At 70.6% G+C, this 23,368-nt stretch carries 18 protein-coding genes and 2 pseudogenes; 7 read left to right on the top strand and 13 right to left on the bottom strand.

Annotated elements, in window-relative coordinates:
• Positions 1-158: 158 nt before the first annotated feature.
• Positions 159-1,181, top strand: coding sequence for a zinc-dependent alcohol dehydrogenase family protein (locus tag FB558_RS45780; protein WP_425468095.1), 1,023 nt, complete (start codon positions 159-161; stop codon positions 1,179-1,181).
• Between the two features lie 126 nt (positions 1,182-1,307).
• On the opposite strand, the pseudogene FB558_RS45775 reads toward FB558_RS45780, so the two are convergent.
• From FB558_RS45775 to FB558_RS25065, 6 genes and pseudogenes are all read right to left on the bottom strand, one after another.
• Positions 1,308-2,165, bottom strand: a pseudogene (locus tag FB558_RS45775) (GlxA family transcriptional regulator); the annotation flags it as partial.
• A gap of 125 nt (positions 2,166-2,290) precedes the next feature.
• Positions 2,291-4,207, bottom strand: a complete 1,917-nt coding sequence (locus FB558_RS25085) for a S9 family peptidase (RefSeq protein ID WP_142057440.1) — start codon at positions 4,205-4,207, stop codon at positions 2,291-2,293.
• A gap of 32 nt (positions 4,208-4,239) precedes the next feature.
• Positions 4,240-5,322, bottom strand: coding sequence for an MBL fold metallo-hydrolase (locus FB558_RS25080; protein ID WP_142057438.1), 1,083 nt, complete (start codon positions 5,320-5,322; stop codon positions 4,240-4,242).
• A 65-nt stretch (positions 5,323-5,387) separates the two neighbouring features.
• A complete protein-coding gene (locus FB558_RS25075; RefSeq protein WP_142057435.1) occupies positions 5,388-6,821 on the bottom strand; it encodes an aldehyde dehydrogenase family protein in 1,434 nt (477 codons plus the stop codon).
• A 65-nt stretch (positions 6,822-6,886) separates the two neighbouring features.
• On the bottom strand, positions 6,887-9,610 hold the full coding sequence (locus FB558_RS25070) for an AAA family ATPase (RefSeq protein ID WP_142057433.1): 2,724 nt from the start codon (positions 9,608-9,610) through the stop codon (positions 6,887-6,889).
• The gene (locus FB558_RS25065; RefSeq protein WP_211366827.1) at positions 9,607-10,524 is read right to left on the bottom strand and encodes a CPBP family intramembrane glutamic endopeptidase; all 918 of its coding nucleotides are present in this window, start codon (positions 10,522-10,524) and stop codon (positions 9,607-9,609) included. Before FB558_RS25065 ends, FB558_RS25070 begins: the two co-directional genes overlap by 4 nt.
• Before the next feature lie 262 nt (positions 10,525-10,786).
• On the opposite strand from FB558_RS25065, the gene FB558_RS25060 reads away from it, so the two are divergent.
• From FB558_RS25060 to FB558_RS45770, 4 genes and pseudogenes are all read left to right on the top strand, one after another.
• Complete coding sequence (locus FB558_RS25060) at positions 10,787-11,692, top strand: TIGR03619 family F420-dependent LLM class oxidoreductase (RefSeq protein WP_142057428.1); 906 nt, start codon at positions 10,787-10,789, stop codon at positions 11,690-11,692.
• 3 nt (positions 11,693-11,695) lie between these two features.
• Positions 11,696-11,872: a hypothetical protein gene (locus FB558_RS25055; RefSeq protein WP_211366826.1), complete on the top strand. Its 177-nt coding sequence runs from the start codon at positions 11,696-11,698 to the stop codon at positions 11,870-11,872.
• Positions 11,873-11,925: 53 nt separating this feature from the next.
• Positions 11,926-12,774, top strand: a complete 849-nt coding sequence (locus tag FB558_RS25050) for an NADP-dependent oxidoreductase (RefSeq protein ID WP_211366825.1) — start codon at positions 11,926-11,928, stop codon at positions 12,772-12,774.
• 317 nt (positions 12,775-13,091) lie between these two features.
• Positions 13,092-13,292, top strand: a pseudogene (locus tag FB558_RS45770) (DUF1232 domain-containing protein); the annotation flags it as partial.
• A gap of 189 nt (positions 13,293-13,481) precedes the next feature.
• Here FB558_RS45770 and FB558_RS25040 read toward each other — a convergent pair.
• From FB558_RS25040 to FB558_RS25020, 5 genes are all read right to left on the bottom strand, one after another.
• Positions 13,482-14,597 carry an NAD(P)-dependent alcohol dehydrogenase gene (locus FB558_RS25040; RefSeq protein ID WP_142057424.1) on the bottom strand — a complete coding sequence of 372 codons (1,116 nt, stop codon included), beginning with the start codon at positions 14,595-14,597 and terminating at the stop codon, positions 13,482-13,484.
• 180 nt (positions 14,598-14,777) lie between these two features.
• On the bottom strand, positions 14,778-15,917 hold the full coding sequence (locus FB558_RS25035; RefSeq protein WP_142057422.1) for a Gfo/Idh/MocA family protein: 1,140 nt from the start codon (positions 15,915-15,917) through the stop codon (positions 14,778-14,780).
• A gap of 168 nt (positions 15,918-16,085) precedes the next feature.
• Positions 16,086-16,808 carry an alpha/beta fold hydrolase gene (locus tag FB558_RS25030; RefSeq protein ID WP_142057420.1) on the bottom strand — a complete coding sequence of 241 codons (723 nt, stop codon included), beginning with the start codon at positions 16,806-16,808 and terminating at the stop codon, positions 16,086-16,088.
• Between the two features lie 179 nt (positions 16,809-16,987).
• Positions 16,988-18,082: a Gfo/Idh/MocA family protein gene (locus FB558_RS25025; protein ID WP_142057418.1), complete on the bottom strand. Its 1,095-nt coding sequence runs from the start codon at positions 18,080-18,082 to the stop codon at positions 16,988-16,990.
• Between the two features lie 75 nt (positions 18,083-18,157).
• A complete protein-coding gene (locus FB558_RS25020; protein ID WP_142057416.1) occupies positions 18,158-19,129 on the bottom strand; it encodes an aldo/keto reductase in 972 nt (323 codons plus the stop codon).
• 91 nt (positions 19,130-19,220) lie between these two features.
• Here FB558_RS25020 and FB558_RS25015 point away from each other — a divergent pair, with 91 nt between their 5' ends.
• Entirely contained in the window at positions 19,221-19,739 is a 519-nt protein-coding gene (locus FB558_RS25015; RefSeq protein WP_142057414.1) for a MarR family winged helix-turn-helix transcriptional regulator, read from the top strand.
• Between the two features lie 149 nt (positions 19,740-19,888).
• Positions 19,889-20,071, top strand: coding sequence for a DUF4177 domain-containing protein (locus tag FB558_RS25010; protein ID WP_142057412.1), 183 nt, complete (start codon positions 19,889-19,891; stop codon positions 20,069-20,071).
• 96 nt (positions 20,072-20,167) lie between these two features.
• Here FB558_RS25010 and FB558_RS25005 read toward each other — a convergent pair whose 3' ends face one another.
• Together FB558_RS25005 and FB558_RS25000 are read right to left on the bottom strand one after the other, a co-directional pair.
• Positions 20,168-21,064: an LLM class flavin-dependent oxidoreductase gene (locus tag FB558_RS25005; protein ID WP_142057410.1), complete on the bottom strand. Its 897-nt coding sequence runs from the start codon at positions 21,062-21,064 to the stop codon at positions 20,168-20,170.
• Entirely contained in the window at positions 21,061-23,295 is a 2,235-nt protein-coding gene (locus tag FB558_RS25000) for an LLM class flavin-dependent oxidoreductase (RefSeq protein ID WP_142057408.1), read from the bottom strand. The genes FB558_RS25005 and FB558_RS25000 overlap by 4 nt, the downstream gene beginning before the upstream one ends.
• Positions 23,296-23,368 lie beyond the last annotated feature (73 nt).

The following is a 23,368-nucleotide window of genomic DNA, read 5'->3' as shown; positions in this document are numbered from 1 at the left end:
ATGCCCGAGCGTCCGCGGAAGGAGCATGCCCGAGCACCGCGACGGGCGTGTCACTATCCTCGCGAATATTGGCATTGCCGCCACTGGAGTGCGTGGATCATGCGTGCCACGCTGAGAGAGAACCGCCCGTCCTGGCGCGTCGCGCACCCAGAACCACGATGAGGAACATCGATATGGCTGATCCGATGAAGGCCGTTGTGCTCGCCCGTTTCGGAGGGGCCGATGCTTTCGAGCTGCGCGACGTCTCCGTACCGCAAGTCGAACCCCGCCAGGTACGGGTGCGCGTCCATGCGACCGCCGTCAACCCACTCGACTACCAGATCCGTCGCGGAGACTACGCAGATCATGTGCCGCTCCCGGCGATCATCGGGCACGACATCTCCGGGGTGATCGAAGAAGTCGGATCCCACGTGACCGAGTTCCGCGCCGGCGATGCGGTGTACTACACGCCCCGGATCTTCGGCGGCCCCGGCTCCTACGCCGAGCAGCACGTCGCCGACGTCGACCTCGTCGGCCGGAAGCCGGAGAACCTCGGTCACCTGGAGGCGGCGAGCCTGACCCTCGTCGGCGGAACGGTATGGGAGGCCCTGGTGACGCGAGCTCAGCTCACCGTGGGGGAGACGATCCTCGTCCATGGAGGCGCGGGCGGTGTCGGCACGATCGCGATCCAGGTCGCGAAGGCGATCGGCGCACGAGTGATCACCACCGCGAGAGCCGGCGACCAGGAGTTCGTGCGCTCTCTCGGAGCGGACGCAGCGATCGACTACACGTCGACGGACTACGTCGAGGCCGTGGCCGAGATGACGCGAGGCAAGGGGGTCGATGTCGTCCTCGACACGATCGGTGGGGATGCGCTCACCCGGAGCCCGCTGACGCTCGCCGACTTCGGACGCGTCGTCAGCATCGTCGACATCGCGCAGCCGCAGAACCTCATCGAGGCGTGGGGCAGGAACGCCGCCTACCACTTCGTCTTCACACGACAGAACCGAGGAAAGCTGGACGCGCTCACCACGCTGGTCGAGCGGGGTCTCGTGAAGCCGGTCATCGGCGCGACTCTTCCGCTCGCTCGAATGGGGGAGGCTCATGAGCTCCTGGAGAACAGGCGGTCGTACGTACTCCACGGCAAGGTCGCGATCGATGTGGCCGGCGAGACCGTGGCGCTTCCTCCTCGCATTTCGTAGCGGAACGCTCCAGGCATTCGGGCGATGAGCGCGGTGGTCAGCGCCGCCCGGAGAAGGTGGCCCGGTACTCCGAGGGGACACATCCAGGAGCCGGCGGAAATGCACTCGGAGGTTCGATCCGGTTCCCAGGCCGACCTGGTCGGCGATGCGGTCGACCGACAGCCTCGTGCTCTCCAGGAGTTCGCGGGCGGTGTCCACCCGCGCCCGGAGGATCCACTGCAGCGGGGTGCTGCCGGTCTCCTCGGTGAAGCGGCGCAGGAACGTGCGGGGCGACATCCGCGCGTGTGCGGCGAGTCCGGCGATGGTGAGCTGCTGGTCGAGCCGCGTCATGGCCCATTCGCGCGTCGCGGCGAGGGTTTCGCCATGGGCTGCCGAGCTGGTCTTCGGCAGGTACTGGGCCTGACCCCCGGTCCGGTAGGGCGCGGTGACGAGTCCTCGTGCGATCTCGTTCGCCGCGCTCACGCCGAGGTCGCGCCGAACGATGTGCAGGCACAGGTCGAGACCGGCGGCGGCCCCCGCCGAGGTGAGGATGGCTCCCTCGTCGACGAAGAGCACGTTCGGCTCGACCGTGATCTGCGGATGCCGCTCCGCGAGCTTCTCCGCCGCATCCCAGTGCGTCGTCGCCCGCAGGCCGTCGAGCAGGCCGGCATCCGCGAGGGCGAATGCGCCGTAGCAGATCGACGCGATGCGTGCCCCGCGGGATGCGCCGCTCCGGAGCGCTTCGCGCACCTCCACCGGTATCGGCCGACCCGCCGGGGCGTACCCCGGGACGACGATCGTGTCCGCGTCGGCCAGTGCGTCCAGGCCCCGCGGGACCGCGTAGCCGAAGCCTCCGTGGGACGGCACCGTTCCGGCGGTGACCCCGCAGACCGACACCTCGTAGGGGAACCCCGACTCCGGTTGGAACACCTCCGTCGGGATCCCGACATCCAGCGGGAGCGCCCCGTCGAGTACGAGGACCACCACCCGATGCGGTCGCTGCATCACCCGACTCCGATCCGGTCGACGCGTGCGAACGTGTCGAGGTACTCGGTCCTCGAGGCGACCCTGCAGGACTCGTGAGCTCGGCGACGCCTCAACGTCGGCAGCGGCCGGGTGCGGACGCGCGACTACGCACTGCGGCCGCCGAGGTGCTCGGCGAAGTGACGCCCGATGGCGTGGTAGAGCCGCGCCCGGTTCTCCGGGTTGTCGAAGCCGTGACCCTCGTCGTCGGCGACGAGGTACTCCACGGGTACGCCGCGCTCGCGCAGTGAGGTGACGATGGTGTCGGACTGCTCCTGGGGGACGCGGACGTCGTTCGCTCCTTGCGCGACCAGCAGCGGGGTGGCGATCCGCTCGACCATGGTGATCGGCGAGCGGGCGAGCATGTCGGCCTCCTGCTCCGGGTCGTCGGGGTCACCGATGTAGCGGTAGAAGCTGTTGCCGAAGTAGGGGCGGCCGAACGGCGGCAGGGTACGCAGGAACTGCACGAGGTCGGAGATGCCGACGTAGTCGACGGCCGCGGCGAACCGGTCGGGGGTGACCGCCGCGCCGATGAGGGCGGCGTAGCCGCCGTAGGACCCACCGTAGATCCCGACCCGCTCCGGATCGGCGTAACCCTGCGTGATCGCCCAGTCGACGGCGTCGATGAGGTCGTCGTGCATGGCACGGGCGAACTCGCCGATCGCGGCGGTGACGTGTCGGCGGCCATGACCGGTGGATCCGCGGAAGTTGACCTGCAGCACCGCGTAGCCGCGGTTGGCCAGGAACTGCACCTCCGGGTTGAACCCCCAGGCGTCGTGCGCCCACGGTCCGCCGTGCACCAGGAGGACCAGGGGAAGATTGCGCGGCTGGGTACCGACCGGGAGGGTGAGGAAGGCGGGCAGCGGCAGCCCGTCGCGGGCGGGAAGACGAACCGGCGTCATCGGCGCCATGCTGTCCGGATCGATGTGGGGGAAGCTGCGGAACAGCAGCCGGCTCTCGCCCGTCGCATGGTCGTAGTACCAGGTCACGCCCGGGTCGCGGTCGTGGGTGAAGGTCGCGACCCAGCGCATCTCGGAGTCGTCGGAGGACGCTGTGGCCAACACTCCGTCGGAGAGCTGCTGCAGCGCCGCGTGGACCAGGGCGAAGTGCGGGTCCAGCGCCTCGACGTGTGGGCGGTCGCCGACGAACCGGGCCGCGAGGATCTTGCCGGTGCGTCGACTCGTGTACACGGCGGGTGGCAGCACGTCGGGCAGCATGACGCCGCTGATGTCGAGGTCGTGCCCGTCGACGGCGGCGACGACGGTCTCCTCACCGGTGTCACGGTCGATGCGGACGAGCCGGAGGTTGTCGGAGTCCTGGTAGGACCCCAGAAGAAGGCCCTTTCCGTCGCCGGTGACCTGCTGGGGGTGGACACCTGTGGGGTACTCGGCGCCACCCAGGTGGCCCAGCAGCCGCTCCTCTCCGGTAGCGGGCTCGATCGCACGGATCTCGACGCTGCCGTCCTCGGTCAGCACCGTCCGGAAGGCCGGCTCACCGGCGCGGTCGAGCAGGACGGTGTCTCCCGGGGTTTCCTGCTCGCGGTGCACGGTCGTCTCACCGGTGCCGACGTCGATCCGGAACGCGTCGATGAACATCGGCCGCTTGTTCATCCAGACCAGCACGGTCCCCTTCGCCGATGGGTAGGGCGCGACTTCGAGCACCCGGGAACCGGGGTCCATCGGGGTCAGGTCGACCGCGGCCGTGTCCGGGTGGTCGAGGTCGACCCGGTGGAGATGCCAGTCCTCGTTGCCGTCGGTGTCCTGGAGGTAGACCAGCCAACGGGGGTCATCGGTCCAGTGGTAGACGGTGATTCCACGGCGGGTGTCGTGGGTGACCGGCACGGCGTCGTCGTGGTCCTGGTCGACGCCACGGACCCAGACGTTGCGCCGCCCGCGGTGCGGAGCGAGGTAGGCGATCCGGGTGCCGTCCGGGGAGATCGACGGATTCGCGAACTGCGGGTCGGCGAAGAACTCGTCGACGTCGATCAGTTCAGGCGTGGAACGGTGCGGTGGGGTGGTGGTCATCGATGCTCCCTCTCGGCCGGCTATAGGATCGGTCAGGTCAGGAACACCGGCGGGTTTTCGCCGCTGAGGCGGTAGTTCGGGCGGGGTCGTTCGAGGCGGATCGACTCGAGCACGGTGTAGGCGTGGTACTTGGTCTGGCTGGTCACCCCGGCCAGGCGCTCCCACCAGAGCCGACCGTCGCTCGTCTGCTTCTCCAGGACGTACTTCGTGGTGAAGTTCGCCATCGAGTTGATCCAGTTCTCGGTGCCGACGAACACCCGGTCCCATCCGCCGCCGTCCAGGACGCTGAGCAGGGCGTCCGAACGGCTGAACCGCTCGACCGCCGCGGTGGCGCCGTCGAGGACGTCGGCGAAGTACTCCACGCAGGCCTGTACGTCGGAGTAGGTGCCGAAATGCATGTGGTGTCCGCCGACGAAGAAGTCGAAGTCGTAGGAGAGGACCTGCTTCTGAGCCTCGTACCAGCCCGTGATGTTCTGCGAGGCGTCGCAGTGCATGAAGGTCGCGCTCCCCGGGCTCACGATGTCGATCGCGGTCAGGACTTTCTCGGCCGGGGCGTAGATGAAGATGTTGCCTGGGCAGTGGTTCTCGCCCCGGTAGGACAGCTCGAGCGTCGTCCCGCCGACGACGAGGGTGTGGTCGTCGTCGAAGGTCGTGGTCGGCAGCGGACGCAGCGGGTCGGGGAAGCGTTCGAGGAGTTCCCGGGTGATCCTGTGGGCGATGATCTCGACGCCCGGCCCGTAGACGGCTGCCGCGCCGATGTGGTCGGTGTGCCAGTGGCTGTAGACGACGTGGGTGACGGGCTGATCGGTGACATCGGCGATCGCGGTGAGCATGTTCTCCCCGATGGTCGGCGGGGCGTCGATGACGACGACCCCGTCGTCGGTCACCACGAACGCGGCGTCGTAGCCCCCGCTGGTGACCCAGTGGAAGCCTCCGCGGAGCTGCTGGACGTGGTAGCCGAACCGTTGGAAGTGCTCGCTGCGGAAGTACGGGGGGTAGTACTCCGTGGGATCGGCGGGGTCATCGTGACCGGACCGGGGAAATCCGTAGTGGTCGATACCGAAGAACTCCGGCTCGTCGGTCGCGGTGATGGGCTTCTGGGATGAGGGACACATGGGTCCTCCGGGTGTCGTGAGGAGCGGATCAGTTGCCGCGCGCGCTTCCCGCTCGTCGGGCGGGGTCACGGTGCGGTGTGCACGAGGTGTTTGGTCTCCTGGAACTCCTCCAGCCCCCGCACACCGTTGAGGCGGCCCACCCCGGACTGCTTGTAGCCGCCTTCCTCGAACTGGTCGTGCACGACGGCCCAGGTGTTGGTCCACACCGTCCCGGCCTGGAGTCGGCGTCCCACCCGCCACGGCCGGTCCACGTCTCGCGTCCAGAGGCTGGCAGCCAGGCCGAACTCGGTGGCGTTGGCACGCTCGACCGCGTCGAGTTCGGCGTCGAAGATCTCGAACGTCGCGACCGGGCCGAACACCTCGCGTTGCACGATCGGTGCCGTGACGTCGGTGACCTCGACCAGCGACGGGCCGAGCAGCGTGCCTTTCCGGCTGCCCCGCAGGAGCACGGTGCCATCCGCGGCGGCGTCGGCGACGGCCTGTTCGACCCGCCGGGCGCTCGCCTCGTCGATCATGGCGCCCATGTCGGAGGACGGGTCGAGACCGGGGCCGACGCGGACCGCGCTCAACGCGTCGACGAGCCGCCTGCGCAGCTCGTCGGCGATGCCGCGCTGAGCGAGGATCCGGCTACCGGCCATGCAGAACTGCCCGGCGAACGTGGTGACGGCCCTGGTGAGCACGGGAACGGCGGCGTCGAGGTCGGCATCGTCGAACACGATCATGGGCGTCTTGCCGCCCAGCTCCAGTGACAGGCCCTTGAGCGTGGGAGCGGCGGCCTCCATGATCAGCCGCCCGACCGCGGTCGACCCCGTGTAGCTCACGACGTCGACGTCGGCGGAGGAGACCAGCAGGCGCGCACCGTCGGACCCGCTCTCGGTGAAGACGTTGACGACTGCGGTGGGCAGGCTCGGGGCCGAGGTGATGATCTCGGCGAGCAACTCGTTGACCAGCCCGGTCTGCGCCGGCATCTTCATGGCGACGGTGCAGCCGGCAGCCAGGGCGGGCGCGAACGAGCGCGTCGAAAGGATCACCGGTGAGTTCCAGGGCACGATGATCCCGGCGACGCCCGCCGGCTCCTTCAGGGTCATCGAGTACATCCCCGGGCGGACTTCGGCGGCACGGCCGTGCTCGCACAGTGCCAGCGCGGCGTAATAGCGCAGCTTGGCCGCGGACGGGCCGACCTCGATGGCGGCCTCGCTCAGCGTCTTGCCGTTCTCGCGGGACAGCAGATCGATGATCTCGTCGCTACGGGCCTCGAGCCGATCGGCGATCTCCGACAGTGCAGCGGCACGCAGATGCCGATCCCGCGACCACTGCGTGGCGGTGAATGCGCGGCGAGCAGCGGCGATCGCGGCCCGGGCGTGCTCGGCGCCGCCGTCGGCGAACGTTCCCAGCACCTGCCCGGTGGCGGGGTCCCGGGACTCCCGCCGTGTCCCTGCGTCGTACGTGCCGCCGCCCCGCTGGTGGAGGGCATCCGGTGATGGGGTGGGCTTCGGCATCTGATGGCCTTTCGTCGTCGCCGAGGCCACGGTAGGAAGGTCCGTCGTGGGGGGCATCAGTTGTGCTATCCGTCGCGACCGAGCATGGCCGCAAGGTCGCGCCGGGAGCGGAGCCCGAGCTTGGCGAACACGTGGGACAGGTGATGCCCGACGGTGCGGTCGCTGATCCGCATACGGGCCCCGATCTCCCGGTTGGTCAGATCGCCGGCGGCGAGCTGGGCCACCCGGCGTTCCTGTGCGGTCAGCGTTGCCAGGCCCGTGCCGGCGGCAGTGGCACGGCGTGCGGGCGCCTTCGTGAGGCGCTGCTCGCGCCGGGCCCGCTCGAGCATCGGGCGCGCTCCCAGGGCGTGGAAGGTCTCGGCAGCGGCGTCGAGCTGCTGGCGGGCGTCCTGGCGCCGCCGCTGTCGCCGCAACCACTCGCCGTAGAGCAGGCGGGCCCGTGCGTGATCGAACGGGCGCCGGGACGCGCCGGGCACGGCGAGCGCCGCCCGGTAGGACCGTTCGGCGGCGGGTTCGTCCAGCAGTGCGCGTGCCAGGTGCGCGGTGAATCTCGCCCAGTGCGCGCCGGTGCGCCGTACCCAGGCGTCGAGCGCCTCGGCGCGGCGCCGGCCGATCTCCGGCCGCCGCGCGTGCACGGCGGCCTCGATCGTGTCCAGGCCGGCCAGCAGCGCGACGGTCGGATGTGCTGCCTCGTGCCCGTGCTCGTCCAGGCGGGCGAGCAGGTCGAGGGCGGCATCGGCGCGACCGGCCGCCAGAGCGGCCATGCCACGGTTCCAGTGGGCCGAGGCGCTGACCGCACGGTCGCGGCGCGGCCTGGCCAGCTGGAGGGTCCGAACGGTCAGCTGGTCGACGCTGCGGCCGTCACCGCGGACGGCGGCGAGCCATCCGAGGCAGTTCCGGCACTCCGCGGCGATGTGCTCGGCGCCGATCCGCTCGGCCGACGCGAGCCCCTCGGCCGCGGCGTCCTCCGCGGCGGCCCAGCGGCCCGCGGCGATGTCGAGTCGCGCGATCCGAGCCAGCGCCGCAGCGAGCGAGGTGCCATCGGCGTGACGGCGGTGCCTGCGGGCAAGGGCGTGCACGGCATCGGCGAGTGGCTCGTCGAGGCCCCACACCAGTCCGAGCGGTGACGTCGGGAGCAGCTGCGACTCCACCCGGGAGATGCGCGCCATGACGTCACCGAGATCGACGTCACCGAGATCGACGTCACCGAGATCGGCCGACGACTCGGCCCGGGCCGGGTCCGTCGCCGGCCCCCACCACGTCCGGACGATCGGGAGGACGTCGGGCAGTCCGGGGGTCGTCAGCTCCGCGAGACGAGTGAGGGTCTCGCCGACGAGGTCGTCGCGGGCCGCGGACCATCCCGCGTGCAGGGCAGCGGCGCCCAGCTCCACCCTCGTGCGTGGATCGTCGAACTCGGCGATGTCGCGACTGAGCGATCGGTGGGCCCGTTCCAGAGACCCCTCGGCGAGTTCGAGTACCCCGCGCAGGCCGCGGCTGGCGCGGGTGGCCTGGACCTCGTCGGTCAGGCTCCGGGCATCGGCCAGCAACCGGCGCGCCATCGTGGCGTCCCCGCCGTGCCAGGCGGCCACGGCCGCTCCGGCGAGCCTGCGGGTCGCGGCGGCCGGGTCGGCGGAGAGCTCGGCGGCCCGCCGCAGGACCGGTACCGCGCCGGCGCCCGAGGGCACCGTCTGCTCGAGCAGCCCGGCGATCTCCTCGTCGACGTCGGGAACGGTCGCGGCCCGGTGCCAGACATGCCCGCGACTGCCCGGGGGAAGCGCGGCGGCCAGGGTCCGGTGGGCGGTCCTGCGCTCGGACGGGGAGGCGCTCGCGTAGACAGCGGCCCGGACCACCGCGTGCCGTAGCGCAGGCCGGTCGGGCGTCCCGGCGAGCAGCCCCGACCGGAGCGTCTCCTCCCAGACCGGCTCCTCGGCGTCGCGGGACTGCGCTGACCTTGCGAGCGTGAGCTGGTCACCGTCGGCACGAGCCGCGGCCAGGAGCACGACGAGCTCGCGTGCTGGGGGCTGCATCGTCTGCAGGCGCTCGGCGAAGGCCTTCCGCAGCCGGGGCCCCACGGGCACCGTGCCGGCAAGATCGTCGATCCGTGTCGGCAGCTCGTGCAGTGCCAGCGGGTTGCCCCCACCTGCTTCGACCGCGCGGGTGACCGCGGTGGCGTCGAGGCCGGGGTGGGCGGCGGCGAGCAGTTGGGCGGCGTCGTGGTCGGCGAGCGGACCCACTGCGAGCGGATCGACCCCCTCCCACGGTCCGCCGGCGGGAGCGTCGTGGCCGGCGATCAGGACCACCACAGGGTCGCTCCGCACCCGCCGGGCGACGAATCCGAGGACGAACGCGGTCTCCGCGTCGAGCCGGTGTGCGTCGTCCACGACGATCAGGAGCGGACCGTCGACGGCCAGCGCCGACAACAGGGACAGGACCGCCACGGCGGTGAGCAACCGGCCCGGTCCGGTGGCCTCGCCCGCGAGCACGCCCCGCAACGCGGCCGCCTGGGGCACCGGAAGGGTCGCGATCAGGTGCTCGACCGGCCGGAGCAGCGTGTACAGGCCGGCGAAGGGGGTCCCGGACTCGCACCGTGCGGGCTGTACCGCCCACGCGGCGATGTCGGGAGACGCTGCGGTGACGTGGTCGAGCAGTGCGGTCTTGCCGATGCCCGGCTCACCCCAGAGCACCAGGGCGCCACCGGTGCCACGGCGGGCTCGGTCGAGCACCTCGGTCACGGCAACGATCTCCGCCTGTCGTCCGACGAGCCGAGCCGGAACACCGGTCGCCCTCATCGCGTCCACTCACCACTCAACTCGCCGTGCGGAGGGACGGCTCGGCGCCGCTTCTCGTGCAGCCAGACCACCACCACCATGGCGACGTTGACCGCGCCGAGAATGAGCAACGGTGGGCCGCCGGTCTCGGTGGAACGGTCGACGGCCGAGGTGCCGCCCCCGGTCATGACGTTGTTGCCGATGCCGGCCAGCACGTTGTTGACGACGTGGAAGGCGATCGGTGCCTCGACGCCCCCGCTGATGATGGCCATCAGACCGGTGCTGAGGGCGATCAGGGTGATGTACCCGGCCAACCAGGGGTCCGTCGAGCCGTGCAAGGCGGCGAACGCCAGCGAGGACACGACGAGGCCGACGGCCAGAGCCGGGCGCACGGCGCGTACCCAACTCGCCGTCGCGGGGAGGAGGACGCTGCGGTACATCAGCTCTTCGCCGGTCGCCTGGATCGGGATGGTGATCAGCGTGACGGCCAGCAGCGCGACGGTGGTGTCGGTGATCGCGAACCCGGTCCAGCCGGTGGCTTGGGGCGCGACCACGGCCACGGTCCCGAGGCCGGCGGCCACCAGGACCGCGGCGACGGCCGAGTAGTGGGCGAGTCGTCGTCGGTCGAACCGTCGCAGGGGGCTGAGGAGCATCCGCCACGGGGCCCGGGTCATCCACGCGAGCAGCAGAACCGCCATCACGCCCGTCGCCCCGATGGAGAGATTGGCGGCCAGGGACTTCAGGGGTGTGAACTCGGAGGAGAACGGATCGTCGGAACCCTCGATGGCCCCGACGACCGACCAGGCCAGCACCTGGGAGCCGATCAGGCACACCGGCAGCGTCGCGAGCAGCACCAGTGGCTTCCACCAGCTCATCCGCAGATGCGCGCCGAAGGGTCGCGTGCTGTTGACCGCCGTGGTGATGGGTTGGGTCACCTCGTCGCCCGTGGAGTGCGGCGGCCCGGCAGCAGCGGAACGAGGGCGACCGGAAACTGGCCTGTGCATGGAACGAGCACACAGTGTGCCCTTGGGGCAGGGTCAAGGGTCTCTCCATGAAGTTCCGTCGGGCGGTGGCGACGGATCCGTTCCCTGATTCACTCGCGACGGGAAGCCGGTACGAAGAGATCGAGGCTGTTCGAGACGCGCGGAACCGCGGCGTAACGCCTCCACGGCGCGACGACAGCTGAGGAGCAACGCAGTGCGGATCGGATTCGTCCTCCCCCAGTTCGGACGAGGGGCGGCGCAGATCGACCAGGTCGTGAGGTTCGCGGCGGGCGCCGAGGAGCACGGGGCGGAGAGCCTGTGGGTCGGCGACCGGCTGCTCGCCCCGGTGAACCCAACGGTCAACTACGGCGACCTCGACCACGTACCGGCCGTCATGCGCGCGAGCCACGACCCGCTCACCCTCCTGGGAGTGGCGGCCGCGGTCACCTCCCGCGTCCTACTGGGCACCAGCGCCATCAACGCGCCGTGGTACCCGCCGCCCCTGCTGGCCCGCCAGACGTTGACCCTCGACCAGGTCAGTGGCGGGCGGCTCGTGCTCGGCCTGGGCATCGGGTGGAGCCCCGACGAGTACGCCGCGGTGGGGGTGCCCTGGGAGGAGCGCGGGGCACGGCTCGACGAGTGCCTCGACGTCCTGGCCGCCTGGTGGCACGACGACCCGGTGGCACACGAGGGGCGCACCGGGACCATCATGCCGTCGCACGTGAAGGTCAAACCGCACGGCATCCCGATCTACCTGGGCGGGTGGGGACGGCGTCCGATGCAGCGGGCGGCCGAGCGTGCCGACGGCTTCCTGCCGGTCCTGCTGCCGGACACCGTCGATCAACTCGACGCCGTGGTCAACCGGCCGTGGCAGCGGTTGCGGGATGCCGCGGTGGCCGCGGGCCGCCCGGCCGACGCCATCGGCGCTGCGCTGCGCTACAACGTCGCGGCCGACGACGACCCCGCACACATCGGCCGGGTGCTGCGTCGCGTGGCCGCCGAGACCGACGTCGGGGACGTCTTCGTCGACTTCATGGACAAGGACCCGGTCGGCGACGCCGCGGTGGAGCTGGTCGGCCGGGTTCTCGACGCCGCCGGCGGTGGGTCCCGGCGCGACTGAACCATGACCGACTACGGCCACCCGCTGCGCTTCGGCGCGTTCATCACCCACGGGCTTTCCACCTTCATCGTCGCGACCGACGACGTCGACGTGCTGACCCGATTCGCCGAGGAGACCGCGCCGCAGGTGCGCCGGGATGTCGCCGCCGAACGACCGGACCAGGGAGAACAGCAGTCATGAGAGCAGCAGTCGTCACATCCTTCGGCGCGGCCGATGTGCTCCACGAAGCCCAGGTGGACCCCCCGGTGCCGGGGCGCGGCCAGACGTTGGTCGAGGTCCGCGCAGCGGGACTGAACCCCGCCGAACTCATCGCACGGTCCGGCGGCTTCGGCCTGCCGGCCCCGGCGATCATCGGGTTCGAGTTCGCCGGCACCGTCGCGGCGATCGGCGACGACGTCACCGGCGTCGAGGTCGGTGCGCGCATCGCCGGGTGGCCCGACAGCTTCAGCCAGGGCTCCTACGCCGAGTTCACTCTCAGCAGCAACTACACGACCATCCCCGACGGGGTGACCTTCGAGGATGCGGCCGCGACCGTCATCGGCGCAGACAACGCCGCGCGGGGCCTCGCGCTCCTGCGGCCGAGCCCCGGTGAGACCATCGTGATCACCGGGGCGAGTGGAGCCCTCGGCGGCGCAGCCGTGCAGTTCGCACGCCTGCAGGGACTCACCGTGATCGGGATCTGCGGACGTTCCAGCCTCGAGTACGTGGAAGGCCTCGGGGCGACCGCGGTCGAGTACGGCGACCACCTCGCGGACCGCGTGCGTGCGGTCGCGCTCGGCTCGATCGACGCCGCACTCGACACCGCGGGGAAGGGACTCGTGTCGACGCTCATCGACCTGCGCGGCGGAGCCGGGCGCGTCGTCACCCTGGCGGATCCGGCGGCGGCCGCCCGGGGCGTCACCTTCAGCGCGGGACACCCGAGGAACCGGGACAGCCGCCCCGTGCGGGAGGCGCTGGAGCGCATCGCCGCGGGTGAATGGCGTACCCGGATCGGCCGCACCTTCCCGCTGCACCAGGCGGCCGAGGCCCACCGGACACTGGAAGCCGGGCACACCGGGGGGAAGCTGCTGCTGATTCCGTAGCGGTGCCAGGACGACGGTCTTGTCGCGCCCGCACCACTTCCGCTGATCATGGCGGGTGCGTTCCGCTGAACGCGGCTCGGAGCATGATCACATAGACGTGGGGGCTGTCGCGGGAAGATCCGACAGCCCCCACGTCTACCTGATCATGATTCCGCCGGCGGAAGAGAACGCCGGTCGGCAGTCAACGGGTGCGCCTCGGATCGGGCGGCAGGCAGACCGGGCTGGGCCTCGGCGGAGGAAGGTGAGCAGCTCGCTTGCTTTGGGGGAACCGTTCCCGGCATCCGGCGGAGTGCCCCAGGACCCGGCAGACTGGGGCCATGCCCGACTGGCTGCGCACCACCCTGCTGATCGTCGGTGTACTCGGGTTGCTCGTCGTCATGGTGCTCGGGTACGTGATGTGGCGCTACCGCATCCCGCCGCGTGGCCTGATAGCCATGGGCGCCGCGGCGGTCTACCTCATCTTGCCCCTCGACGTCGTGCCGGAGGCGGTCCTCGGTCCCCTCGGGCTGGTCGACGACGCCGGCGTTACCGTCGCGGTGGTGCTGTTCGTCTACAAGTTGGTGAAGGCGCACCGCATCCTCAGCGATGGCGGGGGTGGACCTGGGTCGACTGGGTCGGCGAACCCTCCACCGCGACCGCGACTCGGCCTGATTCCGCCTCGTCTTCCGAGGGAGGCCGTCGGCGGCCTGTCGACGCTGCAGGGTGGGCTATCCCGGTGCCGTGAATCGAAGGATCGCCTTGGTGGCGCGACCGGAGCCCGCGTCCTCGAACGCGGTGTTGATGTCGGAGAAGTCGTAGAAGGACAGCAACCGGTCGATCGGGAACCGGCCCGCTCGATGGAGCTGAGCAAGATCGTTGATCAACAGCGACGAGACAGCGTCTCCCTGGATGATGCCCTGCAGCGACTGGCCGAGCGTGAGCCGGCCGGCGTCGATCATGGCGCCCGCGCCCTCGTGGAACGCCACGAAGCCGAATCGGCCCAGCGGCGCCAAGGCGCCGACCCCGGCGTCGAGGTTCTCCGTGCGGCCGCTCGTGTCCAGGACGTACTCCAGGCCTCGCTCCTCGATCGCGCGGAGCGCGCCGGTCAGATCCTCGACCTGGCCCGGGTCGAGGATGTGCGTCGCTCCGAGATCACGGGCGAGCTCGAGCCGGCCGGCGTCGACGTCGACGGCGACGACGGTGGTCGCACGCGCGACGCGAGCCGCCATGACCGCTGCCAGGCCCACCGCGCCCACGCCGAACACGGCGAAGGACGCCCCCGCCGGAACGGCGAGGGCCTTGAGCACGGCCCCTGCACCTGTCTGCAGCCCGCACCCCAGCGGGGCCATGACGTCGAGGGGCAGGTCATGCGGGACCTTGATCGTGTTCCGTTGGTGCGTGAGGGCGTGGGTGGAGAAGGAGGACTGGCCGAAGAAGTGACCGTGTGGCTCAGCACCGTGGGCGACGTGCAGACCGTTCGAGCCATCCAGGCGCGCACCCGCGAAGTTGGCCGCCCAGATGTTGTCGCAGTAGGCCGCGTGCGCGGACATGCACGGCTTGCAGCGGCCACACGAGTGGTAGGAGAGGACGACGTGGTCACCAGGCTCGACGGTGGTGACGGCAGCCCCCACACGCTCGACGACTCCCGCGCCCTCGTGCCCCAGCACCACCGGTAACGGCGTCGCCATTCGTTGCGCCCGCACGTGAGCGTCGGTCGCGCATATTCCGGTCGCGACCATGCGGACGAGGACCTCGTCGGGTCGAGGGTCCTCGATTTCGATGTCGCGGAATTCGAATGGTCCGTCCTGCGTCTCGAGAACCGCGGCCCGTGCGGACGTGGTCATACGTCGTGAGCCTCCCGCCGAGCGGCGCCGGCGCCGTGGTGAAAGAGGACACAGATCATCAGCACTCCCGGATCGGGGTTGTGGGCCGGCACGCGGTGCGGGTCAGCTCTGTGTGATCAAGTCAGGGTTAGCTCGCGGATCGCCATCGCCTCGGGTCCTGCGGCAGTGCCGCTCCCGGGTTCAAAGATCGGAGTTCATTCGGTCGGGGGGCAGATGCTGCCGATGACCTGTTTCAGCGGCCCGTGTGATCGCCTCGAGTACCCGGTGGCGATCGAGTGCGACCGCGAAATCCGGCGCATCGGCGGTTCCGTCGCGGAGGTCGGCGGCGAACTGGGCGTAGAGGCGGGCGACCCCCGCTGCGGGTGCGTCGAGTTGCAGGTCGGGAGCCGCATGAGCGGGGGGGACCTGTAGCACTTGGACAGGCTCGCTGCCGCGGCGCAGCGTGATGGTGAAATCGGTGAAATGGATGTAGCCCGACGCCGACTCCACACGCACACTGCCCTCGGTGCCCTGGATCTCCCATACCATCGCCGAGCCGGCAGACTGCCCGGCACTGTAGTGCAGCGAAGTGACGATCCCGCCTTCGAGAACGCCGGCGACGACGATCTCGTCCGGCGCGTCCTTCGGCAGCGACGCGCCATCGGAGAGGCGGACGCCGGCACCGCGCTGATTGGCGACGACGGCGGACAGACTCTCGAACGTGCCGAGCACGCGCGCAAGCGGTTCGAGCCCGTGGCCGAGCATGATGCTCAGAAGTGTGGCGCCATGCTTTGCGTGAGCCATGTACTCGACCGGCGGGTCATATCGGCCGACCCACATGTCGTCGGTCAAATGCGCTCGGATGCTCGTGCTGAGCGGCTTGCCGATCACGCCTTGCGCGATGAGGTCGCGAAGGAAGAGGATCGGCGGGTGCAGGCCGCCCTGCAACCCGACAACCGTCCGCAGCTGCCGCTCGCGGGCGAACCCCTCCAGCGCTTCGGCCTCCGACAGGTTTCTTGCGAGCGGCCATTCGCAATAAACCATCTTGCCCGCGGCCAGCGCGTCGGAAACAATCTGCTTGTGCTCCGGCACCTTGACCACAACCACCACCAGGTCGACCTCCGGTCGCACGACCAGAGCCTCATGTGTGTCGAAGGCGAGATCGGCGCCCAGCCGACGCGCGGTCGCGTTCGCGCTCTCCATGCGAGTCGTACTGACGGCGCGGATGTGGAACGCGTCGAGCGCCTGCAGCGCCGGGACGTGAGCAGTTCCGCCCCAACCCCGATCGGCACTGGCCCCGACAAGGCCGACGCCGATCCGGGTATTTGCTGAATTCGTCATCAGGATGCTCCTGCCTTGTGCGGCCCCGGCAACGCTCTCCGGGCTGCGTCGCGATGGTTAGTATCCGGACAAATGCGTGGGCACTCGGGCTCACCATGGCGAGCGAGCAATTATTGCCGTTCGCGTAGCGGCCGCGGGGTGTGAGCCCGAGTGCCTCAAGCGCAGGTCTTACACGTGAGCCCAGTGGGCCTCGAGTTCGCGCGCGACATCGGCTGGACGCTCTAGCATCGGCCAGTGCGAGCTGCGCAGCTTGAAGACGGCACGTGCGCGTGCGGCGTTACCGAGCTCGTCGGCGAAGCGGTGCGGAAGAAACGGATCGTCCAGGCCCCAGATCACTAGCGCTGGTGCGGTCACGTTGCTCAAACCTGGCTTCCACTCCGCCCCGACCTCGATCGCCGAACGGTAAAGGGCGAGAATGCTTGCTCTCATAGTGGCATCGAGATGCCGGACCGATTCGTTTGCCGCGTCGCGCGGCATCTGCGCCTCGTTGAGGCTTGCTGCGAACGCCTCGACGTCGAGGTCCGCCATCCATTGCTCGCCCTCGCCTGGCGTTTGCCAGATCTTGGCAAGATAGTGCCACGGATACTCCGGATCGATTGGTCCGCTGATGCCTGTCCATGTCCGCACCAGATCCGGTCGGATAGACGCGAGACGGCCCGTGAGTAGAGACCCCCAATCATGACCCACCAGGTCGACGGGTTCGCCGACTTCTTCGATCTTCCTGATGAGCCAATCGAGATACTCTTCTTTCGTCGACGTGAATCCCGCTGGTAGGGGTACGCCAAAGCCGGGGAGATCGATCGTCACGATATCTTCGCGTTGAAGATGGGAACGGACGGTGTCCCAAATCCGGTGGGTATCAGGTACGCCATGGACGAGGACTGCAGGCATTTCGGATCCTCCAATTGATCGTTGTCGTGGTTGAATGGCCGGTCGGCCGAGTCAGGCCGTAACGGCGTCGCCATTCGTTGTGCGCGCACTTGAGCGATCGGGGTTATCGGCCGGCACGGCCCTCCGGCATATCTGAACCTACGTCGGCTGCCCGCGCTCCGCATCAGTCGCCATATCGGTCACGACTGTCGATGACCGGTTCTCGCGGCCTGTTCGACCCGGGCGATCAGGCGGCTGTTGTGGACGGCGTGCCCGAATCCCGGGGTGTGGTAGGTGCCGTTCACGATGTCGCGCGCCAGGCTGGCGTACACCTCGCCCACATTGATGGATGCACCGTTCCAGATCTCGGCGGCGGTCGGGCCGGTGCCGGTGGCGGCGGGGCTGTCCGGTGCGGTGAAGTCCACGTTCGATGACAGCGCGAGGTCGCCGACCTGAACACCCGCGGGGTGATTTCCGGTCAGCTTCAGCCAGCCGTCCGATCCGCGGATTTCCAGGCTGAAGTGGGCGTCGGGCGCGGGCACGCCCGCCAGGATCTGCACCCCGACCGGGGCGCCCGACGAGGTCTTGGCGATGGCGTCGAGGTGATCCGGGACTTCCCGGAGGGAGATCGCGCCGGTGTCCACCAGCTTCACCTGCGGCCAGAGGAGCTCCGTGCGCGCATCGATCTCGGTGATGTCCCCGAGAACCGCCTCGACGACGTCCAGGACGTGGCCCGCCGCGATCGGCAGGAAACCGGCACCCGCGGCCGCCTTGTCGAAGTACTCGTACGCGCTCACCGACTCCGGGCCGTTTCCGAACGTCGTCGCGGCGACCCGCGCCGACAGCACGCGCCCGAGCCGACCCTCCGCGACGATCTCCGCCGCGCGGCGTACCGAGGGGTTGAGCCTGCCCTGCAGGCCGATCGCCGTGTGCAGCGAGCCGGCCGCGTCGGCCATCTCCTCCGTCTCCGCGACGGTCGCGCCCAGCGGCGACTCCGAGTACACGGCCTTGCCGGCCGCGAGGGCTGCGAGCACGAGCTCGCGGTGGGCCGGGACCTTCACGGCCACGGTGACCAGATCGATCGACGGATCGTGGACGAGCTCGAGCGGGTCGGCATACCACCGCTGCGCGCCGAAGGCCTCGGCTGCGCTGCGGGCGCTCACCTCGTGCCGTGTCGCCACGGCCGCCAGCGCGAACTGCGGCTGCGCAGCCAGCGCGGGGATGTGCGACGCCCCCGCCCAGCTCGCCTTCGTGTCCGCACCGATGATGCCGACTCGAATCACATTGCTCGACATGATGTGAACTCCATTCCTTCGTCTGCGATCCGGCTGTCTGCGATCCGGCACGGACGTTCCGTGCCGCCCGGTTCCTCAGCGGTCGATGGCGGCCATGTCCGGCGCGGCATGGCGATCACCGGACGCGGGCGTCAGATCGTCCAGCCGGGCGATCTGCTCGGCGGCGAGTCGGATGCCGTCGGCGGCGCTGTTCTCCTCGAGCCGGTCGACGCGCGTGGTGCCCGGAATGGGCGCGATGCCGTCGCCCTGTGCGAGCAGCCAGGCCAGGGCGACCTGTGCGGGCGTGGCCCCGACGTCGACCGCGACCTCGCGTACCTCGTCGACGATGCGCAGGTTGCGCGTTAGGTTGTCGCCGGTGAACCGAGGATTCGTACGGCGCCAGTCGGCGGCATCCAGGCCGTCGAGGGAGCGGATGCGGCCGGTGAGGAATCCGTGCCCGAGCGGCGCATAGGGAACGAGGCCGATCCCCAGCTCGCGCAGCGTGGGCAACACGTCGACCTCGGGGTCGCGGGTCCACAGCGAGTACTCGGTCTGGACGGCGGCCACCGGATGAACGGCGTGAGCGCGGCGGATCGTCGCTGCGGACGCCTCCGACAGTCCGATGTGGCGCACCTTTCCCGCAGCCACCAGCTCGCTCAACGCCTCCACCGTCTCCTCGATCGGGACGTCCGGGTCGACCCGATGCTGGTAGTAGAGGTCGATGTGGTCGGTTCCGAGCCGCCGCAGCGACCCGTCGACAGCCGTACGGATGCTGGCGGGCGTGCTGTCCGGGCCCGGTCGGCCGGTGTGGGAGACGAGGCCGAACTTGGTGGCGAGAACGACCTCGTCGCGGCGGCCTCGCAGCGCGCGACCCACCAGCTCCTCGTTGACGTAGGGCCCGTAGACCTCCGCGGTGTCCAGATGCGTGACGCCGAGGTCCACCGCGCGACGGATGGTGCGGATCGACTCGGCGTCGCCACGGCCGGCGCCGGTGTAGAACGCCGACATCCCCATGGCCCCGAACCCGATGCGCGAGACCTCGAGCGCTCCCAGCGACGTGACGTGCATTCGATGCCCTCTCTGCGAGCCACGACGAACTTGACGCTTCAATATCTACGCGTCCCGACTTGAAGTGTCAACAAGTCGCTAGGGTGGCGGCATGGCGAGAACCACAGCGGCGTCGGAGACGCGATGGCTGAGCCGCGAGGAGCTGGCGGCATGGCGGGCCAACTCGGCGATCATGATCAGCCTGCCTGCGGCCCTGGATGCGCGGATGCGGCGCGAGACCGCCCTGACGTTCTTCGAGTACATGGTGCTCTCGGTGCTGTCCGAGGAACCGGACCGCACGCTGCAGATGAGCGACCTGGCCGCGCGGACGTCGGCGTCGCTGTCCCGCCTCTCGCACGTCGTCGGACGCCTGGAGAAGCGCGGACTGCTCAGCCGGGCCCGGCTCCCCGGCTCCGGTCGACGCACCAGCTCGACGCTGACCGAGGCGGGCTACGAGGCGGTCGTCGCCGCGGCTCCCGGACACGTCGCAGCGGTCCGCGAGTACCTCATCGACCTGCTCGAACGCCACGAGCTGGCGACGCTGCAGCGCATCGGCACCGCGGTCGACGCCGCCATCGGCCGCGGGCCGCTCGATCCCGGCCCTACGTCGTCGGCCCCGTCCGACGCGTGACCGACGACGGGACGCTCACTGCACCCTGAATCGAGCTACCGGCCGAGCGCCGTTTGACCGTGCCGCGACGGCATGGTGTCTGATCGGTGTGCTGCTGCGCGCGGTACGAAACTGCTTCGAGGCCGAACTGAAGAGGAGAAAGGGCAGAAATGTTCGAGCACAAGGTTCTGAAGTTCACCTGGGGCTGGAAGGGGTTCGACTACGCCGCGATGGAGCGGCAGCTCGACGAGCTCGGAGCCCAGGGCTGGGAGGCCGTGGGGACGATCGTGCCCAGCGTGGGGGCCGGGCAGTCGATCGAGATCGGGGTGATCCTCAAGCGGGCGCGGAGGTGACCACCGCTGTGCCTCCGGGGAGCTGAGTCACGGTGGGTGACATGCCCATTCGACGGGCGGCGGCATGAAGTGGGTGTTGCCCGGAAGGTTCGTGCCTCAGTCCCTCCCGGCGGCGACGATCTCGCGGGCGCGTGGGGCGACGTCCCTGCCGAAGATCTCGAGGGCGCCCGGGTCGTCGGAGGTGATGATGAAGCCGGAGGTCCCGTGGCGCAGCGCGATCTCGGCCACCTGCTCGGCCCACTGCTGCGGCGGGCCCTCGAAGAGCCCGCCGCCGGTCCTGGCGAACTGTCCGGTGATGTTGAGGAAGCGGGTGATCGCGGCCGGGTCGCGGCCCGCGGCGGTCGCGGCCTCGTCGATGTGCTCGTTCATCGCCGGCAGCGACGCGGGCCCGTCCGGCAGGTACGCCAGCGACGGCAGCCACCCGTCGGCGAGCCGGCCGATCAGCCGCAGCATGCGGGGCTTGTACGCCCCGATCCGGATCGGCACCGGGTGGGCCGGCGCCGGCCCCCGCTTCGCGCCGTCGACACGGTGGAACTCGCCGTCCACGCGCAGCACCCCGGGCTCGTCGACCGCCCAGACCCCCCGCATGATCGTGATGGCCTCCTCGAGGGCCTGGACGGCCTGACCCGGTTCGAGCCTGCGGCCACCCATGGCCGCGACGGCGTCCCAGAACGCGCCGGCCCCGAGGCCCATCTCGACCCGGCCGCCGCTGAGCAGGTCCAGGCCCGCGGCGGCGCGGGCGAGGACCGCGGGCGGGCGCAACGGCAGGTTGAGCACGTTCCCGCTGATCCGGATCCGCTCGGTGCGCGCGGCGACGAAGGACATGAGCGTCCAGGTGTCCTGGAAGGCGGACTGGTAGGGATGGTCCTGGTAGCTCACGAGGTCGAGGCCGGCTCGTTCCGCGACGACCGAGAGTTCCACGGCGCGCTGCGGTGGACGCGCGACCGGGGTGATGAAGCAGCCGAAGGTCAGCTCGTGTCCGTAGTCGGTCACCGTGTGCTCGCTTCCGGGTGGCGGGACGGGGTGAGGGAGAAGTTGTCGTCGAAGACGCCGTCGGGGTCGTAGGTCGCCTTGAGGTCCCGCAGCCGGGCGAGCGTCCGCGGCGGCCAGGCCTGGTCGATGCGTTCGGGTCGCAGGCTCGACTCGAAGCTGAGGTAGAGACCGTCGAGGTACGGGCGCACCAGCGCCCACTGCTCGTCGACGACATCGGGGTGGCTGCCCATGACGACGAGGGAGAAGTTCGGCTTCCGGTGCGCGTAGGCCGTGGCATCCGGGTCCACGTCGGCGACCGCACCGCCCACCGACCGAAGCTGGAACCAGTGGATGCCACCGCTGCGCAGCACGCGGCTCGCGACCGCGGCGAACTCGGGGGTGAGGTGGTGGACGAGGCCGCTGCGCGCGACCGGCTCGCCACGCGAGGTCGGCGTGTCGTCGCTCGCGCTCGCCATGATGTCGGCGTAGGTCGTGATGGTCACCTGCTGCTGGTACATCGGGGCGATCGCGGCCAGCGGCGCCAGCCTGGCCAGCACGATTTCCGGGTCCCCTGAGTCGACGACGGTGTGGGTGAGCGCCACGGTCGGCTGCCCCCCACGGGGCGGCGGCACGATGAGGAAGCTGGTGAGGTCGCGTGGGGACTCCTCGACCACCCGACCCCACTCGACCAGATAGCGCGCGGTGTCCCTCGCGTCCTGGGTGAGCGCGGCGAACGCCACCGGGCCGACTTCGTCGGCCTCGAACTCGAACGCGGTCGCGATCCCGAAGTTGGCCCCCGCGCCACGGACCGCCCAGAACAGGTCGGGGTTCTCCCCGTCGCTGCACCGCACGACCGAACCGTCGGCGAGCACCAGCGCCACCGCGCGTAGGTGGTCGATCGTGAGGCCGTGCTCGCGGGCCAGGTAGCCCACACCGCCGGCCGTGGCGAGACCACCGACCCCGACCCCGCCGTAGTCGCCCGAGCTGATCGCCCAACCATGCGGAGCGAGCGCGTTCGCGACGTCGGTCCACCGGGCGCCCGGGCCGACCCGCACCCGGCGGGTCGCCTCGTCGAGCACCTCGATCGTGTTCATCAGGGATACGTCGATGACGATGCCGCCGTCGTTGGTGGAGCGCCCGGAGACCCCGTGCCCCGCGCTGCGCCGCGACAGCGGCAGGTCGGGGTGGCGGCGGGCGAACCCCAGGGCCGCCACGACCTGCTCGACGGTCGCCGCCTGCAGGACGACGCCCGGGGACCCGCCGCGCAGGTAGCCCGAGCGCAGTCGCGCGTACGCGAGGTCGCCCGGCTCGACGACACCGGCCAACCCGGTCGGGACGCCGTCGTAGTCGATGCCGGATCGACGGCGGGCGAGCACCGTCGAGCGCCGCACCCGGACCCCGGCCGCGCCGTGGGGAAGCGCCGCGTCGGCGCCCGCGCGCACGGCGGGGACCACCTCGCGGGCGAAGCGGGTCAGGGTGTCGGGGTCGTCGGTGTGGAGCACGATCGTGCCCACGCCGTGCTCGACGACCAGCGCCAGCAGGTCTGCCGCCCAGCCCTCGACAACCCAGCCCTCGGCGACCCGATCGACCGAACCGGCGTGCACACCGGAGCGCCCCGCAACGGTGACCCACCGGCGGATCTCGCGCGGGTCGCGTCCGGCGCCCCGGGCGGCCTCGTCGACGAGGCGCAGGCCCGCGGCGAGGCCGGCCGGGTCCGTCAGGGGCACCGACCAGCCGTCGGCACGGGTGCCGGCCAGCCGCGCCAGGTCGGGGTCCTCGGGGTCCGGTCCGCTCACCGTGATCGGCACCTCGTGCGCGGGCGCGGCCTTCTGCGCCCCGGCGAGCCGGTGCCGGCGGCCGTTCACCCGCGCGAGCCCGTGGTCCAGGACGTTCCACAGTTCTCCGACCACGTCGATCGTCTCGTCGACGTCGTCCCCCGTGCCGGCCGTGAGGCCGAGCTCGACGCGGCCCCCGCTGAGATGGTCGAGCCCCGCGGCCGCGCGGGCCAGCATCGCCGGGTTCCGGGCGGTGTCGTCGTGCCCGTCGGTCGCGAGTCGGATCGTGTCGGTGACACCGGCGATCCACGACAGCAGCGTCCACGCCTCCGGGCCGGCGAGAGCCGGCCGGTCGGGGACGACGACGAGGTCGAGACCCAGCTCCTCGGCCAGGCGGGCCCATCGCACCGGCAGCGCCGGGTCGGCACCGCCGATCGGCAGCCGGACACCGAACTCGAGCGCGTGCCCGTAGTTCACGCGGCGTCCACGTCCGCGCAGGCCTCCGCGACGGTCCGGGCGTGCCGGAGGCGATCAGGATCGGTCACAGCGG

Source organism: Pseudonocardia kunmingensis, assembly GCF_006716445.1.
GTDB classification, from domain to species: Bacteria; Actinomycetota; Actinomycetes; order Mycobacteriales; family Pseudonocardiaceae; genus Pseudonocardia; species Pseudonocardia kunmingensis.
This window is presented reverse-complemented; position numbering and strand designations above follow the sequence as displayed.

What these genes read in the sequence shown, in the direction of transcription:
- FB558_RS25075 (WP_142057435.1), bottom strand. Translation starts at nt 6,821, where the DNA reads ATGCCGAAGCCCACCCCATCACCGGATGCCCTCCACCAGCGGGGCGGC.
- FB558_RS25035 (WP_142057422.1), bottom strand. Translation starts at nt 15,917, where the DNA reads ATGACGAATTCAGCAAATACCCGGATCGGCGTCGGCCTTGTCGGGGCC.
- FB558_RS25020 (WP_142057416.1), bottom strand. Translation starts at nt 19,129, where the DNA reads ATGCACGTCACGTCGCTGGGAGCGCTCGAGGTCTCGCGCATCGGGTTC.
- FB558_RS25025 (WP_142057418.1), bottom strand. Translation starts at nt 18,082, where the DNA reads ATGTCGAGCAATGTGATTCGAGTCGGCATCATCGGTGCGGACACGAAG.
- FB558_RS25040 (WP_142057424.1), bottom strand. Translation starts at nt 14,597, where the DNA reads ATGACCACGTCCGCACGGGCCGCGGTTCTCGAGACGCAGGACGGACCA.
- FB558_RS25080 (WP_142057438.1), bottom strand. Translation starts at nt 5,322, where the DNA reads ATGTGTCCCTCATCCCAGAAGCCCATCACCGCGACCGACGAGCCGGAG.
- FB558_RS25055 (WP_211366826.1), top strand. Translation starts at nt 11,696, where the DNA reads ATGACCGACTACGGCCACCCGCTGCGCTTCGGCGCGTTCATCACCCAC.
- FB558_RS25030 (WP_142057420.1), bottom strand. Translation starts at nt 16,808, where the DNA reads ATGCCTGCAGTCCTCGTCCATGGCGTACCTGATACCCACCGGATTTGG.
- FB558_RS45780 (WP_425468095.1), top strand. Translation starts at nt 159, where the DNA reads ATGAGGAACATCGATATGGCTGATCCGATGAAGGCCGTTGTGCTCGCC.
- FB558_RS25015 (WP_142057414.1), top strand. Translation starts at nt 19,221, where the DNA reads ATGGCGAGAACCACAGCGGCGTCGGAGACGCGATGGCTGAGCCGCGAG.
- FB558_RS25070 (WP_142057433.1), bottom strand. Translation starts at nt 9,610, where the DNA reads ATGAGGGCGACCGGTGTTCCGGCTCGGCTCGTCGGACGACAGGCGGAG.
- FB558_RS25085 (WP_142057440.1), bottom strand. Translation starts at nt 4,207, where the DNA reads ATGACCACCACCCCACCGCACCGTTCCACGCCTGAACTGATCGACGTC.
- FB558_RS25010 (WP_142057412.1), top strand. Translation starts at nt 19,889, where the DNA reads ATGTTCGAGCACAAGGTTCTGAAGTTCACCTGGGGCTGGAAGGGGTTC.